The sequence below is a fragment of the Streptomyces sp. NPDC024632 genome (assembly GCF_055559175.1).
In genome coordinates this window covers 313,076-328,851 of record NZ_JBVHLD010000002.1, presented here as the reverse complement: position 1 = coordinate 328,851, position 15,776 = coordinate 313,076, and the positions used below count along the sequence as shown (strand labels likewise).

14 protein-coding genes are annotated in these 15,776 nt (G+C 73.8%); 10 read left to right on the top strand and 4 right to left on the bottom strand.

Annotated elements, in window-relative coordinates:
- Window positions 1-264: 264 nt before the first annotated feature.
- Both ACZ37P_RS04755 and ACZ37P_RS04750 read left to right on the top strand, forming a co-directional pair.
- Window positions 265-1,491: an acyl-CoA dehydrogenase family protein gene (locus ACZ37P_RS04755; protein ID WP_467344874.1), complete on the top strand. Its 1,227-nt coding sequence runs from the start codon at window positions 265-267 to the stop codon at window positions 1,489-1,491.
- Between the two features lie 47 nt (window positions 1,492-1,538).
- The gene (locus ACZ37P_RS04750) at window positions 1,539-2,024 is read left to right on the top strand and encodes a nitroreductase family deazaflavin-dependent oxidoreductase (protein WP_355338068.1); all 486 of its coding nucleotides are present in this window, start codon (window positions 1,539-1,541) and stop codon (window positions 2,022-2,024) included.
- 270 nt (window positions 2,025-2,294) lie between these two features.
- Here ACZ37P_RS04750 and ACZ37P_RS04745 read toward each other — a convergent pair whose 3' ends face one another.
- Together ACZ37P_RS04745 and ACZ37P_RS04740 are read right to left on the bottom strand one after the other, a co-directional pair.
- Window positions 2,295-2,942 (bottom strand): TetR/AcrR family transcriptional regulator, encoded by a 648-nt coding sequence (locus ACZ37P_RS04745; protein WP_355337624.1) that lies wholly within the window; start codon window positions 2,940-2,942, stop codon window positions 2,295-2,297.
- 4 nt (window positions 2,943-2,946) lie between these two features.
- Window positions 2,947-3,729, bottom strand: a complete 783-nt coding sequence (locus ACZ37P_RS04740; RefSeq protein ID WP_467344872.1) for an SDR family oxidoreductase — start codon at window positions 3,727-3,729, stop codon at window positions 2,947-2,949.
- Between the two features lie 111 nt (window positions 3,730-3,840).
- Between ACZ37P_RS04740 and ACZ37P_RS04735 the strand changes: the two genes are divergently transcribed.
- The 5 genes from ACZ37P_RS04735 (at window position 3,841) to ACZ37P_RS04715 (ending at window position 8,217) form a co-directional block, all read left to right on the top strand.
- Window positions 3,841-4,590, top strand: a complete 750-nt coding sequence (locus ACZ37P_RS04735; protein ID WP_391043208.1) for an enoyl-CoA hydratase family protein — start codon at window positions 3,841-3,843, stop codon at window positions 4,588-4,590.
- On the top strand, window positions 4,587-5,459 hold the full coding sequence (locus ACZ37P_RS04730) for a CoA transferase subunit A (RefSeq protein WP_467344871.1): 873 nt from the start codon (window positions 4,587-4,589) through the stop codon (window positions 5,457-5,459). Before ACZ37P_RS04735 ends, ACZ37P_RS04730 begins: the two co-directional genes overlap by 4 nt.
- A complete protein-coding gene (locus tag ACZ37P_RS04725; protein ID WP_467344869.1) occupies window positions 5,456-6,271 on the top strand; it encodes a CoA-transferase subunit beta in 816 nt (271 codons plus the stop codon). Before ACZ37P_RS04730 ends, ACZ37P_RS04725 begins: the two co-directional genes overlap by 4 nt.
- On the top strand, window positions 6,268-7,341 hold the full coding sequence (locus tag ACZ37P_RS04720) for an NAD(P)H-dependent flavin oxidoreductase (protein WP_391043216.1): 1,074 nt from the start codon (window positions 6,268-6,270) through the stop codon (window positions 7,339-7,341). The genes ACZ37P_RS04725 and ACZ37P_RS04720 overlap by 4 nt, the downstream gene beginning before the upstream one ends.
- 84 nt (window positions 7,342-7,425) lie before the next feature.
- Entirely contained in the window at window positions 7,426-8,217 is a 792-nt protein-coding gene (locus ACZ37P_RS04715; RefSeq protein WP_355337642.1) for a VOC family protein, read from the top strand.
- Window positions 8,218-8,223: 6 nt separating this feature from the next.
- Here the strand turns inward: ACZ37P_RS04715 and ACZ37P_RS04710 are convergent, their stop codons facing one another.
- Entirely contained in the window at window positions 8,224-9,375 is a 1,152-nt protein-coding gene (locus ACZ37P_RS04710) for an acetyl-CoA C-acetyltransferase (protein WP_391043218.1), read from the bottom strand.
- Between the two features lie 177 nt (window positions 9,376-9,552).
- On the opposite strand from ACZ37P_RS04710, the gene ACZ37P_RS04705 reads away from it, so the two are divergent.
- From ACZ37P_RS04705 to afsK, 3 genes are all read left to right on the top strand, one after another.
- A complete protein-coding gene (locus ACZ37P_RS04705) occupies window positions 9,553-10,701 on the top strand; it encodes an acyl-CoA dehydrogenase family protein (protein ID WP_467344868.1) in 1,149 nt (382 codons plus the stop codon).
- A complete protein-coding gene (locus ACZ37P_RS04700) occupies window positions 10,698-11,918 on the top strand; it encodes an acyl-CoA dehydrogenase family protein (RefSeq protein WP_467344866.1) in 1,221 nt (406 codons plus the stop codon). Before ACZ37P_RS04705 ends, ACZ37P_RS04700 begins: the two co-directional genes overlap by 4 nt.
- Window positions 11,919-12,434: 516 nt before the next feature.
- The gene (gene afsK / locus ACZ37P_RS04695) at window positions 12,435-15,038 is read left to right on the top strand and encodes a protein serine/threonine kinase AfsK (RefSeq protein ID WP_467344865.1); all 2,604 of its coding nucleotides are present in this window, start codon (window positions 12,435-12,437) and stop codon (window positions 15,036-15,038) included.
- Between the two features lie 37 nt (window positions 15,039-15,075).
- Here afsK and ACZ37P_RS04690 read toward each other — a convergent pair whose 3' ends face one another.
- Entirely contained in the window at window positions 15,076-15,732 is a 657-nt protein-coding gene (locus ACZ37P_RS04690) for a hypothetical protein (RefSeq protein ID WP_355337657.1), read from the bottom strand.
- Window positions 15,733-15,776 lie beyond the last annotated feature (44 nt).

Here is a 15,776-nt window from a genome sequence, read left to right as displayed (position 1 = left end):
CGGGGCGCGCGCGTCGGTGCGCGGGGGTCCGGGGTGGGTCGGGTTCACGGTCTCAGGCGGGCGCTCTTGTGGGGCCGCGCACGGGTGGCGGCCGTGGGGTGCCGCGGGTTGGCGTATCCGCCCGGGTCCTCGCCGGGTGGCCGTCACCAGGTGCGGCCTTGGCGCCGGCTCGCGTATCGGCGGTGCACGGGCCTGGGCATCGTGGCGGGGGGCACCTAAGATGACGGCCCGTCAGATCGCAGTCGCGGCAGGGAGGAGCGGCCGATGGACGCCGCGTTCACCGACGAGCAGGCCGAAATCCGTCGCACATTGCGGGACCTGCTGCACAAACGCTGTGGTCCCGACGATGTGCGGGCCGCCGTCGCCACGGCGGCGGGGCACGACGAGGCGCTGTGGCGCCATCTCGCGCAGACGCTCGGCCTGCCGGGGCTCGCGCTGCCCGCAGCGGTCGGCGGCGTCGGCTGCGGCCCCACCGAACTGGTCCTCGCCTGCGAGGAGACCGGCCGGGCGCTGCTGCCGTCCCCGCTGCTCGGCACCTCCGTCCTGGCCGCGCCCCTGATCGCGGCCCTCGGCAATCAGGAGCAGCGGGCTCGCCTGCTGCCGCGGATCGCCGACGGCACCCTGACCGCCGCGCTGGTCACCGCTGGCCCGCCGGCCACCGCTCTGGCCCTCACCGGGCCCAACGACGGCGACTGGGCGGGTGGCGGCCGGGCGGGCGGCGTCCAGGCCCGCGCGGCGGCCGACGGGCCGCCAGGACGGCACCTGCTCTACGGGCAGGCGGACCGCGCGCTCGGCGCGCACAGCGCGGACCTGCTGATCGTGGCGGCCCACACCGGCGGATACGCGGCCACCCGTACCCGGCTCTTCCTCGTCGAATCCACCGCACCGGGGCTCGTGCGCACCCGCCTGACCGCGCTCGACGAGACCCGGCCCCTGGCCCGCGTCGAGCTGCGCGACACTCCCGCCGAAGCGCTCGGCGACGCCCCCGCCGCCGCCCTGGCCGACGCCGGCCGCCTCGCCGCCGCCGCGCTCGCCGCGGAAGCCGTGGGCGCCGCCGATCACGCGCTCACCTCGACGGTGGAGTACGTGAAGGTCAGAGAGCAGTTCGGGCGCCCGATCGGCTCCTTCCAGGCGGTCAAGCACCGGCTCGCCGACCTGTACGTACAGCTTCAGGCGGCGCGGTCCGCCGCCTATTACGCCGCCTGGGCGGCCGGGGCCTCCTCCGGGGCGGACGACACCGAGGCGAGCGCCGAATTCGAGCTGGCCGCGCCCGTAGCCCTCGCCCAGGCGCTGGAAACGCTGCACATGGTGGCGGGGGCGGCGATCCAGTTGCACGGCGGCCTCGGCTTCACCTGGGAGCACCACGCGCATCTGTACTTCAAGCGGGCCACCGCCGACGAACTGCTCTTCGGACCGGTCGACGCCCTGCGCGCGCACGCCGCGGACCGGGCGGGGCTCTTCGCGCCCTCGGTGATCAGGAGCGCGGCGTGAGCGGCGCGGCCGACGCCGACGTGAAGGGCGCCGTCAGCGGGCGCGGTGTGGTCAGCAGGACCGGCGTTCTGGGCAGGTCCGTGCAGAAGGTGTCGGCCACCCGGGCCTTCGCCAAGATCGCGCCGCATGTGGTGCCGGTCATGGACAGCGCGGTCCACCGGCTGACCGGCGGAAGGTTCCTGGTCAGCGCGAGCCTGCTGCCCGGCGTCGTCCTCACCGCGACCGGCGCACGCAGCGGACTGCCGCGGCGTACGCCGCTGGCGTGCATGCCGGAGGACGGCGGCACCCTCGTTCTCGTGGGCAGCAACTTCGGCCGTCCGGGGCATCCGGCCTGGTCGGCCAATCTGCTGGCGCATCCCGACGCCGTGGTCAGCGGCCGGGGCCGCGACCTCCAGGTCACCGCGAGCCTGCTGACCGGCGACGACCGCGCCGCCGCCTGGAAGGCGCTGGTCGCCTTCTGGCCGCCCTACGCGGTCTACGCCTCCCGCGTGACGCGCGAGATCCGGGTGTTCCGGCTGACGCCGCGCGAGTGAGGCGGGGGTGAAGGGTCACCCACACGAAGACGCGGATAGGGGGGCGTCACCCACACGAAGACGCGGGCAGAAGTCGCGCGCACGGGAGCGTGAACACGGAGGCGTGCGCGCGGGAGCGTGTACACGAAGCCGGGGATCCGTGCCGTCACCCACACGAAGACGCGGGCGCCGCGTACCTCCCCCGAGGACTGTGCGGCGCCCGCGTCAGGGCGTGACTTTCTGGCAGGACGGCGAAACGTCAACGCGAAAAAGCGGTGCGTGCCGCGTCCGCTACTTGGCGGGCTTCTTTCCGGTCACACCGAGGTGGACCAGCAGCGCGAGATTCGGCTTCAGCTCGGCCTGCTTGACGCCCCAGCTCGTGAAGCCCTTCTGGTGAGCGGCGACAGCGGCCAGCATGGCGACCAGCGATCCGGCGACGGCCGCCGGGCTGACCTCCTTGTCGACCTTGCCCTTGCTCTGAAGGTCCTTGATGGAGTCGGTCAGGGAATTGGTGACGGCGTTGAGGATCTTCATGCGGATCTTGTAGAACCGCTTGTCCCCTTCCGCTGCTCCGAGGTCGACGACGCGCAAAATGGCGTCGTGCTTCCGCCAGAAGGAGAGGAAACCGTCGACGAGTTCCTCGGCCGCCTGGGCGCCTGATTTGCCGACCCAGGAGCGGCCCGCGACCAATTCGGTCAGGCCCGCTCCCTCCTTGGCCATCTCGTCGGCGAGTTCGAGAACGGCGCCCTCGACGTCGGGGAAGTACTGGTAGAACGTTGCGGGGGAGGTGCCCGCCATCCGGGCGACGTCGATGACCTTGACGTCCCGGTACGGCGACGTGCTGAGCATCTCGCCCAGGCAGTCGAGCAGCTTCTGCCGCGTCGCCTGCCCGCGGCGACCGGCAACACGGCCGTCGACGGTGCGAACTTGTCCTGTCATGCCGTCAGTTTACCGACGGGTGATCAGCGCGCGATTCGGCCGCCTGCAAATGGGGAGGCAGCTCACCGCCACCATGAACATGCAGCTCAGCGCCGGTTACATAGCGTGCTGACGGGGAGGCCAGAAAGAGGACGGGACCGGCGATGTCGGCCGGTTCCGCGAATCTCCCCAGCGGTATGGCGGCGGCCACCGCGCGCTGTACGGCGGGGTCGCCGTCCCCGTAGTGCGCCGCCGAGCGGTCCGTCAGCACCAGGCCCACGACCAGGCAGTTCACCCGGATCGCGGGGCCCCACTCGGCGGCCAGCGAGCGGGTGAGGGAGGCCAGGCCCGCTTTGGCGGCGCCATATGCGGCGGTTCCCGGCGAGGGGCGGCTGCCGCTGACGCTGCCGATGTTGACGATGGAGCCGCCGTCCGGCTGGCGGGCCATCAGGGCGTACGCGGCCTGCGCGCAGTACAGCGGCGCCAGCAGATTCAGCTCGACGACCGCCCGCGAGAAGCGCGGCGAGACGGTGGCGGCGTCGGCGGCGGGGGAGCCGCCCGCGTTGTTCACCAGCAGGTCGAGCCGCCCGTACGCCTCGGCGACGTGCGCGAAGAGCGCCCACACCGCCTCGGGGTCGCGGACGTCCACGGCCCGGAAGGCGACACCGGGCGGCAGGTCCGCGGGCGGTGTGCGCCCGCACACCAGCACCCGGGCGCCGGCCGCCGCCAGCGCCTCGGCGATGCCCCGGCCGATGCCGCGGGTGCCGCCGGTCACGACCGCCACTCGCCCTTCCAGGTCGTCCGTCACGTGGGCTATCGTGCCAGAGGAACTGACGATCCGTCAGATCTGTGCCGGACATCGGTCGGGATCCCGATCCGTACATCCGTAAAAGGCCAACGAGCGGGCGGAGGACGGCGCATGGCGATACAGGTGGCACGCCCCGGGACCGGCGTCGCGGAAGTGGTGATCGACGCGCCGCCGGTCAACGCGATCGACGTGAAGGGCTGGTTCGCACTCGCCGACGCGCTCACCGCGCAGGGCGCGGACCCCGAGGTGCGGGCGGTGGTCCTGCGCGCGGAGGGCCGCGGATTCTGCGCGGGGGTCGACCTCAAGGAGATGCAGAGCACCGCCGGATTCGACGCGTTGCTCGGCGCCAACGCCGGATGCGCCGCCGCCTTCTCCGCCGTCTACGACTGTCCGGTCCCCGTGATCGCCGCCGTGCACGGCTTCTGCCTCGGCGGCGGCGTCGGCCTGGCCGGGAACGCCGATCTGGTCATCGCCTCCCATGACGCGTACTTCGGCCTGCCCGAGGTCGACAGGGGCGCGCTCGGCGCCGCCACGCACCTGGCCAGGCTCGTACCGCAGCAGCGCATGCGGCACATGGTCTACACGTCGCAGAACGCCACGGCCGCCGAGCTGCACGGCTACGGCACGGTCCTCGCGCTCACCCCCAGGGATCGTCTGCGCGACGCAGCCGTCGAGATCGCCACCGCGGTCGCCGCCAAGGACCCGCAGGTGGTCAGGGCCGCGAAACAGTCGCTCAACGGCATCGACCCGGTCGACGTCAAGCGCTCCTACCGCTACGAACAGGGCTTCACCTTCGAACTCAACCTGGCGGGCGTCGGCGACCGGCTGCGCGACGCCTTCACCGAGGGAGGCGCCGGATGACGGACAAGCGCATGACCGCCGACGAGGCGATAGCGCACCTCGCCGACGGCATGACCGTCGGCATCGGCGGCTGGGGCTCGCGCCGCAAACCGATGGCCCTGGTGCGCGCGATCCTCCGCTCCCCGCTCACCGACCTCACCCTGGTCTCCTACGGCGGCCCCGATGTCGGCCTGCTGTGCGCGGCGGGCAAGGTCCGCAAGGTCGTCTACGGCTTCGTCACCCTCGATTCCGTCCCCCTGGAGCCGCATTTCCGCGCCGCCCGCGAGAACGGCACCGTCAAGGCGCTCGAAATGGACGAGGGCATGTTCCTGGCCGGGCTGCGCGCCGCCGCCCTCCGGCTGCCCTTCATGCCGGTACGCGCCGGGCTCGGCGCCGACGTGCTGCGGTACGCGCCCGAGCTGCGGGTGCTCCCCGACCCCTACGGCACCGGGGACGAGGTGGTCGCCGTACCGCCGCTGCGGCTGGACGCCGCCCTGGTGCACGCCAACCTCGCCGACCCCGCGGGCAGCGCCGCACTCACTGGGCCCGACCAGTTCTTCGACGACCTGTTCTGCCAGGCCGCGGACGCCGCCTATGCGTCGGCCGAACGCGTCGTGCCCACCGCGGACCTGCTCAAGGAGGCGGGGTGCGTGCACGCCCTCGTCCTGCACCGCTACCTCACCCATGGCGTGATCGAGGCACCGCGCGGCGCGCACTTCACCGAGTGCCCGCCCGAATACGGCCGCGACGAGCCGTTCCAGCGCGCCTACGCGACCGCCGCGGCCGACCCGGCGGCCTGGGCCGCCTTCGCCGAACGCTTCCTCAGCCATATGGATGAATCGTCTTATCAACAGGCTGTGGATAACTTCCACGAGGAGGCGGCCCGATGACCGCGCCCCCGAACGGCCCGACCGCGCCCCCGAACGACTCGACCGCCGCGGCGACCGGCCCCGCCACCAGGGCCGAGATCTGCGTCACCGCCTGCGCCGACGCCTGGCGCGGCGACGGCGAGATCCTGGCCAGCCCCATGGGCGTCGTGCCCACCCTCGGCGCCCGCCTCGCCCGCGCCACCTTCGCCCCCGACCTGGTGCTCAGCGACGGTCTGGCCTATCTGCTGGCCGGTGACATCCCCCTCGGGGCGGCACCCGACGCGCTCACCGTCGAGGGCTGGCTGCCCTACCGCGCGGTCCTCGACCTGGCCGCGCGCGGGCGGCGCCACGTCATGATGGGCCCCAGCCAGATCGACGCGTACGGCAACGCCAACATCTCCTGCATCGGCCCCTGGGCCCGCCCCACCCGGCAGCTCCTCGGCGCGCGCGGCGCCCCCGGCAACACCGTCAACCACACCACCAGCTACTGGGTGCCCCGGCACGCCCCGCGCGCCTTCGTCGAGCGCGTCGACGTCGTCTGCGGCATCGGCTACGGCCGCGCCGCCGCCGTCGGCCGCGCCGCGCGCTTCCACGGTCTGCGCACGGTCGTCACCAATCTGTGCGTCCTGGACTTCGGCGGACCCGGCCACCACATGCGGCTCGCCTCGCTGCACCCCGGCGTCACCCTGGAGCAGGTCGTAGCGGCGACCGGCTTCCGCCTCACCGTCCCGGCCCGCGTCCCCACCACCCGACAGCCCACCGACGCCGAACTGCGCGTCCTGCGCGACGTCCTCGACCCGCGCTCCGCCCGCGACCGCGAGGTCCCCGCATGACCGCCGACGGTCCGCTGAGCACCCGCCTCACCGACCTCACCGGCATCCGCCACCCCATCGTGCAGACCGGTATGGGATACGTCGCCCGCCCCCGCCTCGTCGCCGCCGCGGCCAACGCCGGGGCCCTCGGCGTACTGGCCGCCGCCACCTTGTCGTACGACGAACTGACCGCGGCCGTCGCCGAGGTCAAGGCGGCGGCCCCCGGACGGCCCTTCGGGGTCAACCTCAGGGCCGACGCGCCGGACGCGGCACGGCGGATCGCGCTGATGGGCCGCGAGGGCGTACGGGTGGCGTCCTTCGCCCAGGCGCCGACCAGGGAGCTGATCCGCGCCGCACACGACGAGGGGATGGTCGCGGTGCCGTCGGTCGGGGCGCGGCGGCACGCGGAGAAGGTCGCCGAGTGGGGCGCGGACGCGGTGATCGTGCAGGGCGGCGAGGGCGGCGGGCACACCGGCCGGGTGCCGACCACGCTGCTACTGCCGCAGGTGGTGGACGCGCTGCGGGGCAGCGGGGTGGCCGTGGTCGGCGCGGGCGGCTTCTTCGACGGGCGCGGCCTCGTCGCGGCCCTCGCCTACGGCGCGGACGGCATCGCGATGGGCACCCGCTTCCTGCTGACCTCCGACGCGCCCGTGCCGCGCGCCGTCCAGGACCGCTACCTGGCCGCCGACGTCACCGGCACCCTCGTCACCACCGAGGTCGACGGGGTGCCGCACCGGGTCCTCGCCACCGACTTCGTCCGCTCGCTGGAACGCGGCGGCCCCCTCGTCCGCTACCCGCGCGCGCTGCGCAACGCCGTCCGCTTCTCCCGGCTGTCCGGGACGCCGCTGCGCGCGATGCTCCGGGAGGGACGGGCGATGCGCGGCGCCCGCGAGCTGAGCTGGCCGCAGGTCCTGATGGCCGCGAACACCCCGGTGCTGCTCCGCGCCGCGATGGTCGAAGGGCGCGCTGACCTGGGCGTCATGGCCTCGGGGCAGGTGGCGGGAGTGATCGCCGACCTGCCCTCGTGCGCGGAGCTGGTGGACCGGATCATGGCCGAAACCGAGGGAGTCCTGGGCCGTCTCAAGAATTGACCATATGTTCGAATTCTCTCTCGTGCGGGCGGGAAGATCACTGGTTACGGTGGCATTCCAGACATTCGCGAGAGGAACCAGCTCATGTCCGCATTCGGTGAAGGCGCTCCCTGTTGGGCCGACGTCTCGCTTCCCGACCTCGCGGCCGGGCGGCGTTTCTACGGCGAGCTGTTCGGCTGGACGTTCGAGGACCAGGGCGAGCAGTTCGGGCACTACACGCTGGCCAAGCTCGACGGGAAGAACGCGGCGGCCCTGATGGGCAAGATGGACGAGTCGATGCCCACGGCCTGGGGCATACACCTGGCCACCGCGGACGCCGCGAAGACCGCGGCCAAGATCACCGAGGCGGGCGGGCACGTCGTCTTCGGCCCCGACGAGATCGGCGACACCGGTGTGCTGGTCGGCGCCGTCGACCCGGGCGGCTCCTTCTTCGGCGCCTTCCAGCTCCGCGGCCACCCCGGCTTCGACGTGGTCAACGTGCCCGGTGCCTACTGCTGGACCGAGAACCACACGCGGGACGCGGCGGCGGTCGACGCCTTCTACGAGACGGTGTTCGGCTACGACGGCGTGCAGGTCGGTGACGGCGTCCACTTCGACTACAAGGTGTGGTCCCGCCCCGGCGACCCCGAGGGCCAGCTCGCCGGCCGGATGAACAGCGCGTCCGGCGGCGGGGACGAGCCGCCCGCCTTCCAGGTCTACTTCGTGGTCGCGGACTGCGACGCCGCCGCCGACACCGTGGGACGGCTCGGCGGACGGGTCGTCATGGGACCGGAGGACTCGCCGTTCGGACGGATGGCCGTCGTCGCCGACGACCAGGGCGCGAGGTTCGCGATCATCGACGTGACGCGCAGGAGCGGCTCGATACCCGGCGCGTGAGCCGGATCAGAGCCGTTCGATGACGGTGACGTTGGCCTGGCCGCCGCCCTCGCACATGGTCTGGAGGCCGTAGCGGCCACCGGTGCGCTCCAGGTGGTGCAGCAGGGTGGTCATCAGCCGGGCGCCGGTCGCGCCCAGCGGGTGGCCGAGGGCGATGGCGCCGCCGCACGGGTTGACCACGTCGGGGTCGGCGCCGGTCTCCTTCAGCCAGGCCAGCACCACGGACGCGAACGCCTCGTTGATCTCCACCGCGTCGAAGTCGCCGATGGACATGCCCGTCCTGGCCAGGGCGTGTTCGGTCGCGGGGATCGGCCCGGTCAGCATGCGGATCGGGTCGGAGCCGCGGGCGGACAGATGGTGGATCCGCGCGCGGGGGGTCAGGCCGTGGTCGCGCACCGCCTGTTCGCTCGCGACGAGCAGTGCGGCGGCGCCGTCGGAGATCTGTGAGGACAGGGCCGCGGTGAGCCGGCCGCCGGGCACGATCGACGGCAGGGCGGCCATCCGCTCCGCCGAGGTGTCGCGGCGGGGGCCCTCGTCGGTGGCGAGTTCGGGGAGGGCGGCCGTTTCGCGGGCGAACCAGCCGCTGTCGAGCGCGTGCAGGGCGCGACGGTGGCTCTCCAGGGCGAAGCGCTCCATGTCCTCGCGGCTGATGTCCCAGTCGCGGGCGATGAGTTCGGCCCCGCCGAACTGGCTGACGGGCTGGTCGCCGTAGCGGGCGCGCCAGCCGGTGGACCCGGAGAACGGATCGGTGAAGCCGTACTCGCGGCCCACCACCATGGCCGCGCCGATCGGTATCCGGGACATGCTCTGGACGCCGCCCGCCACGACCAGGTCGCTGGTGCCGGACAGCACGGCCTGCGCCGCGAAGTGCACGGCCTGCTGGGAGGAGCCGCACTGCCGGTCGACGGTCACGCCCGGTACGTGCTCGGGCAGTCCGGCCGCCAGCCAGCAGGTGCGGGCGATGTCACCGGCCTGGCCGCCGATGGCGTCCACGCAGCCGAAGACGACGTCCTCGACGGCGCCGGGGTCGAAGCCGCCGCGTTCGACCAGGGCGGTCAGCACATGGGCGCCGAGGTCGGCGGGGTGGACGGGGGCGAGCGCGCCGTTCTTGCGGCCGACGGGGGTGCGTACCGCTTCGACGATGTAGGCCTCGGGCATCGGGGGCTCCGTTCTCGCAGGGCTGGGAGGTGACGAGAGGTGACGTGAGGGTGATGAGAGAGGTGAGGCGATGTGAGGTGACGTGCCTTGAGGTGAGGGCGCGGTGGCGTGCGATGAGGTGCGTCCTGGCCGTACCGAGATCTGACGATCCGTCAGATAGTCGGTTATCCTAGCGCGGTGACGGACCTTTCCTTCAGTGCTCAACAGGACGCGTTCCGGCGGGAGATACGGGACTGGCTCGCCCGTCGGGTGCCGCGTGAGCCGCTGCCGTCGATGGACACGGCGGACGGTTTCCGCGCGCACCAGGAGTGGGAGCGGACGCTGTACGAGGCCGGGTGGGCGGTCGTCGGATGGCCGGAGGAGTACGGGGGAAGGGGCCTCGGCCTGGACGAGTGGCTGATCTTCGAGGAGGAGTACTGGCGGGCGGGCGCGCCGGGGCGCGTCGGGCAGAACGGCATCTTCCTGTTCGCGCCCACCGTCTTCGCCTTCGGTACGGAGGAGCAGCGGGCGCGGGTGCTGCCGCCGATGGCCAGCGGGGAGGAGGTGTGGGCGCAGGGCTGGTCGGAGCCGGAGGCGGGTTCCGACCTGGCGAATCTGCGGGCGCGGGCGGTACGGGACGAGGCGCGCGGCGGGTGGCGGCTGAGCGGGCAGAAGACGTGGAGTTCGCGGGCGGCCTACGCGCACCGGCTCTTCGGCCTCTTCCGGAGCGACCCCGACTCGCGGCGGCACCACGGCCTGACGTACTTCATGGTCGACCTGGCGGCGCCGGGCGTGACGGTACGGCCGATCCGGCAGCTCGACGGGGAGGCCGGATTCGCTGAGGTGTTCCTGGACGACGTGTTCGTGGCCGACCGGGACGTCCTGGGGGAGGCGGGGGAGGGGTGGCGGATCGCGATGTCCACCACGGGGAGCGAGCGGGGGCTGAGTCTGCGGAGCCCCGGACGGTTCCTGGCGGCGGCCGACCGGTTGCTCGACCTGTGCCGCCTGCGCCCGGAACAGGCGGCGCCGCACCGGGACGCGGTGGCGGACGTGTGGATGCGGGCGGAGGCGTACCGGCTGTACACCTACCGGACGGTGACGCGGATGCGGGAGGGCAGGGAGAGCGGGCCGGAGTCCTCGCTGAACAAGGTCTTCTGGTCGGAACTGGACCTCGACCTGCACGACATCGCGCTGCGCGTGCTCGGCGCGGAGGCGGAGCGGTGCGGGCCGTGGCTGGACGGCTACCTCTTCGCGCTCGCCGGACCCATCTACGCGGGCACCAACGAGATCCAGCGCAATGTGATCGCCGAGCGGCTGCTCGACCTCCCCCGGGAGCCCCGCCGATGAGACTCGCGCCCACGCCCGACGAACAGCTCTTCGCCCGCACCGCCCGCGAGCTGCTGGCGGCGCGCTGCACCCCGGCCGACGTGCGCGCCGGGTTCTCGCGGGACCGCTGGCGGGCGCTCGCCGGGATCGGGGCGACCGGGCTGCTGGTCCCCGAGGAGTACGGCGGCCTCGGTCTCGGTTCCGGTCCCGGTGCCGACGGCTACGGTCCCGGCGGCCACGGTCCCGGCGGCTACGGTCCCGGCGGCTACGGTTCCGGCAGGCAGCACCTCGGAGGGCGGCGCCTCGACGAGCCGCCCCTGGGCGCGCAGGCGCTCGTCGCGCTCGCCGAGGAGGCGGGCCGCGCGTGCCTGCCCGAGCCGTTGCTGGAGGCGGCGGTCGCGGCGGAACTGCTCGGGGGGCTGCCAGAAGGGGCGGATCTGCTGCGCGGGCTGGCGGAGGGCGCGGTGACCGTCGCCGTGTCCCTTCCCGCCCGGGTTCCGGCGCCGGGACCCGTACCCACGTCCGCATCCGTACGCACGTCCGTACCCACGTCCGCATCCGTATCCGTATCCGAACCAGCAGGTCAGCCCGTTGTCGCGCACGCCGCCCACGCTGATCACGTGCTGGTGGTCACGGAAGACGGTGAGCTGCGGGAGGCGGGGGCCGGGCCGCGTACGCCTGTTGTCGGGGTCGACCCGAATCGGGGGCTGGCGCGTGTGGCGGACGGAGGCGGGCGGGTGCTCGCGCGGGAGTGGGGGGAGGCGGCCGGGAAGGCGGCGCGACTCGGGGCGATCGGGGCGGCGGCCGACCTGGTGGGCGCGGCGGCGGCGATGCTGGAGCGGACGGTGGAGTACGCCAAGGGCCGTGTGCAGTTCGGGTCGCCGATCGGCGAGCGGCAGGCGGTGAAGCACCGGCTGGCGGACGTCCTGCTGGCCGTGGAATTCGCGCGGCCGGTGGTGGCGCGGGCGGCGTACGCGTACGACCACGGGCTGCCCAGTGCGGCGCGGGACGCGGCCATGGCGAAGGTCTTCGCGAACGACGCGGCGGGGAAAGCGGCGCGCGGGTGCCTCCAGGTGCACGGTGCGATCGGTTATACCGACGAGTACGACCTCTCGCTCTGGCTGCGCCGGGTGTGGGCGCTCTCCGCCGCGTGGGGCGATTCCACCCGGCATCGCGCCGCCGTGGCGGCCGACCTCTTCGCGCCGGGCGGCCCGTCCCCGTCCTGCCCGCCGCGCTGAACCCCGCCGCCCCGGGACCGCCCCGCGACCGACCCGCGCGGCCCCCCGTCCACCGGCGCCTGCCCCGACTCGCCCGCCCCGTACGGCACTTGGACGCCGCCGGTGCGCCACGTGCGTCCCATGCCTCCCTCCCGGACGCCTCGTTCGGCGCGCCGCGCGCCGGAGACGGTGCGAATGGCGGATGATAACGAGTTCGCTCTCCGGGCGTGTCGCGGCGGCCCCGGGTTCGCAACCGGCGCCCATCCCAGGAAGAATCAGGCCCGTACCCTGGCGCTTGGGCCGGTCGAACGGGGTACGGAGCGCGCAGAGCGGGCAAAGCAGTACAGGCGGGCGCAAGCGCTCGATCACGACAGCACGGCACGAGCACGGCGACAACGGCAGAGCGACCACAGCGCAACAGCACCAAACAGCACCACAGCACGACGGCAGAGCGACAACGGAACGACGGTACGGCGCGCAGCACGGGGTAAGGCCGCGACAGCGCGGGCAACGCGGGCACGGGGAGGTGGCAGGGCAGTGGTGGAGCAGCTTACGCAGCACGACCCGAGACGGATCGGCCCTTTCGAGGTGCTGGCGCGGCTCGGCGCCGGCGGCATGGGGCTGGTCTATCTCGCCCGCTCGGCTTCCGGCCGCCGGGTGGCGATCAAAACCGTGCGCGCCGAACTGGCCGAGGACCAGCTCTTCCGGGTCCGCTTCACGCGTGAGGTGGAGGCCGCCCGCGCGGTCTCCGGCTTCTACACCGCGGCCGTTGTCGACGCCGACCCCCGCGCCGCCGTCCCGTGGCTCGCCACCGCCTACGTCCCGGCCCCGTCGCTGGAGGAGATCGTCAACGAGGCGGGCCCGATGCCCGCACAGGCCGTACGGTGGCTGGCCGCCGGAATCGCGGAGGCGTTGCAGTCGATCCACGCAGCCGGTCTCGTGCACCGCGACATGAAGCCGTCGAACGTACTCGTCGTGGAGGATGGGCCGCGCGTCATCGACTTCGGCATCGCGTCCGGCGTCTCCAACACCCGCCTGACCATGACGAACGTGGCCGTCGGCACGCCCGCCTACATGTCGCCCGAGCAGGCCCGCGACTCCCGCAGCGTGCGCGGCGCGAGCGACATCTTCTCGCTCGGCTCCACCCTGGTGTTCGCCGCGACCGGCCACGCGCCCTTCCACGGCGCCAACCCCGTCGAGACCGTCTTCATGCTGCTGCGCGAGGGCCCCAATCTCCACGGCCTGCCGCCCGAGCTGCGCCCGCTCATCGAGTCCTGCATGCGGATGGAGGCGGACCGGCGGCCCACCCCCGCCGACCTCCAGGCGCAGCTCGCACCGCATCTGTACTCCACCGGCGGCGACGACACGGGTACGGCGTCGGCCTGGCTGCCGCCCGGCGCGGTCGCGTTGATAGAGCAGCGCCGCAGCGGACGGCCCGCCGTCGCCTCGGGCGGCAGCCGGGGCGCGCACGCCGCGGGCCCGCAACTGCCCGGCAACGCGCCGCCGCTCCCGCCGAACTCCCCGCCCCGGCCGCAGCAGCCGCCGAACAACGCACCGGCGCACGCGGGCGCGCCCGACGGCCGCGGCAACCACCGCGCGCCCGTACCCGTATCCGGCCCCGCGGCGGGACCCGCGGCGGGCCCCGGCTCCGGTCCCACCTCGGGTCCCGCCTCCGCCGTTCCCGTACAGCTCGCCGGTTCCGCGCCGATCGGTCCCGGGATGCGGGTCGCGGACGCGGCGGACCACAAGGCGGGGGCCGCGCCCGGTACGGACTGGGTACGCCGCCGCGCGGGCGCGCACCGCGCGAACGCCAACGCGGGCGCCAACGCCGGTGCCGTGGCGAACGGCGGCGCGGCCCAGGCCCCCGCCGCCCTCCCGGCGCAGCAGGGCCAGCAAGCGCAGCAGGCTCCGCAGTCACAGCAGCAGTCACAACAGCAGCAATCACAGCCGCAGTCGCAGCAGGCCCAGCACGCCGCCCAGTCGGGCCTCCAGTCCCAGGCCGCCGCTCCCGGCGAGTGGCGGCCGTGGCGTTTCCGCATGTCGAACGACGTGTGGGGCACCCCCGTCGTCTCCGGCGGACTCCTCTACGTCACCTCCTTCGAGGTGCACGCGCTCGATGTGGCCAGCGGGCGCCGCCAGTTCAAGACCCGCGACGTCGCCTGGACGATGGCCGTCGACGGCGGCCGTATCCACGCCTCTGACGGCCCCAGCCTCTTCGCGCTCGACGCGGTCGACGGCGGCGAGCGCTGGCGTACGGCGATCGACGGCTGGGTGTACGCGCTGCGCGCCGACTCCGGCACGGTCGTGACCGCCACCCGCGGCGGCGGCATCCAGGCGTGGGACGCGGCGCGCGGCGGACTGCGCTGGGAGCGGTCGGGCGCCCAGACCGAATTCGAGTCCCCGGACTCCGGGCCCACCGTCCTCGGCCGCGCCGTCTACTACCAGGGCGGCGGCCACCTGCACGCCGTCGACTCCCTCACCGGTGCCGAGATGTGGTCGTACCCGGTCGGCGAACCCGGCGTCGCGGGCTCCGTGCCCACGCGGCCGGTCGTCGCGGACGGCATCGTGCACCTCACCGCCGGGACGCGGGTCGTCGCGCTCGACGCCCGCAGTGGCGCCGAGCGCTGGCATTTCGACGCCCCCGCCGTCATGTTCTCGCCGCCCGCGCACGTGCCGGGGCCCGGCGTCTCGGGCGGCGGCGTGTACGTCGCCGACCACCTCGGCACCGTCTACGCCCTCGATCCCGCCGACGGGCACGCGCGCTGGCGCGTCGCCACCGAGCCGCGGCAGTCGCTGGAACCCGTCATCGTCGCCAATGGTGCGCTGCACCTCGGCGCGGGGAGCGCGCTCTACACGCTGGACGCCGTCAGTGGCGCGCCGCGGTGGCGCTTCGCGGCGCAGAACGAGATCGTCGGCTCGCCCGCCGTGGCGGCCGGGCGGGTGCACTTCGGGTCCAAGGACCACTGTCTGTACACGGTCGACGCGGCCGGGGGGCAGTTGCGGTGGCGGCTTGAGACCGGCGGGGAGATCACCGGGTCGCCGGTGACGTCGGAGGGGGTGGTGTACGCGTGCTCGAAGGACCGGTGCGTGTACGCGCTCGACGCGACGAAGGGGACCGGGGCGACTTCGCGTCGGGCGTGAGCCCGTGGGCCCTCAAACGCCGGGCGGGCTGATGCCCTCAGGCGCCGGGCGGGCTGGTAGGCGGGGGTTGCGCGCCGCTGGGCAGGTCGTCGGTGCCGGGCCGGGGCACCTCCTCGAACTGCGTCTGCCTGGTCGTGTCGTAAGCGTCGTCCACTTGTCGACGCAGTTCTGCGGGGGCACCCCGCCCCGTCTCCTCCTCCTCGTAGCGGGGTTCGTCGTACCGGCCGTACGTCGGCTCGTCGTACCGGGGCTCCTCGAAAACCGGCGTGGCGCGGCGCGGCCGGTGGCGGCCGGGGAGGACGGCGGCGGCGAGGAGGAGCAGGAGGCCGGAGGCGAAGGCGGTGGCGACGCCGTAGTCGAGGCCGTTGCCGCCGGCGGTGAGGGAGCCGGAGGCTTGGCCCTGGCGGACCATCCAGAGGATGGTGATGCCGAGAACGAGGAGGGCGGCGAGGGCGAGGGTGAGGCGGGAGCGGAGGAGGACGCCCAGGAGGGTGAGGAGGGCGGCGAAGGCCATGGGGAGGAAAAGGGAGCCGAGGAGGGCCGCCTTGTCAGGCGTCACGCCGACCCCGGTGAAGAGGTCGTCGACCCGGATGCCGGAGCCGTGGCGGCCGCCGTACCAGGCACGGAAGGGGCTCCAGACGGCGCCCGCCGCTCCGATGAGGGCGAGAAGCGACCCGACGACGGTGCGGAACATCTCGTGGTCGCCTCGCTTCGCTCGCTCAGCCCCCTCGGGGCCGA

Bases quoted from the DNA above. Each gene is read 5' to 3' on its own strand.
- ACZ37P_RS04755 (WP_467344874.1), top strand. From the start codon at position 265: ATGGACGCCGCGTTCACCGACGAGCAGGCCGAAATCCGTCGCACATTG.
- ACZ37P_RS04745 (WP_355337624.1), bottom strand. From the start codon at position 2,942: ATGACAGGACAAGTTCGCACCGTCGACGGCCGTGTTGCCGGTCGCCGC.
- ACZ37P_RS04735 (WP_391043208.1), top strand. From the start codon at position 3,841: ATGGCGATACAGGTGGCACGCCCCGGGACCGGCGTCGCGGAAGTGGTG.
- ACZ37P_RS04730 (WP_467344871.1), top strand. From the start codon at position 4,587: ATGACGGACAAGCGCATGACCGCCGACGAGGCGATAGCGCACCTCGCC.
- ACZ37P_RS04725 (WP_467344869.1), top strand. From the start codon at position 5,456: ATGACCGCGCCCCCGAACGGCCCGACCGCGCCCCCGAACGACTCGACC.
- ACZ37P_RS04720 (WP_391043216.1), top strand. From the start codon at position 6,268: ATGACCGCCGACGGTCCGCTGAGCACCCGCCTCACCGACCTCACCGGC.
- ACZ37P_RS04715 (WP_355337642.1), top strand. From the start codon at position 7,426: ATGTCCGCATTCGGTGAAGGCGCTCCCTGTTGGGCCGACGTCTCGCTT.
- ACZ37P_RS04710 (WP_391043218.1), bottom strand. From the start codon at position 9,375: ATGCCCGAGGCCTACATCGTCGAAGCGGTACGCACCCCCGTCGGCCGC.
- ACZ37P_RS04700 (WP_467344866.1), top strand. From the start codon at position 10,698: ATGAGACTCGCGCCCACGCCCGACGAACAGCTCTTCGCCCGCACCGCC.
- ACZ37P_RS04690 (WP_355337657.1), bottom strand. From the start codon at position 15,732: ATGTTCCGCACCGTCGTCGGGTCGCTTCTCGCCCTCATCGGAGCGGCG.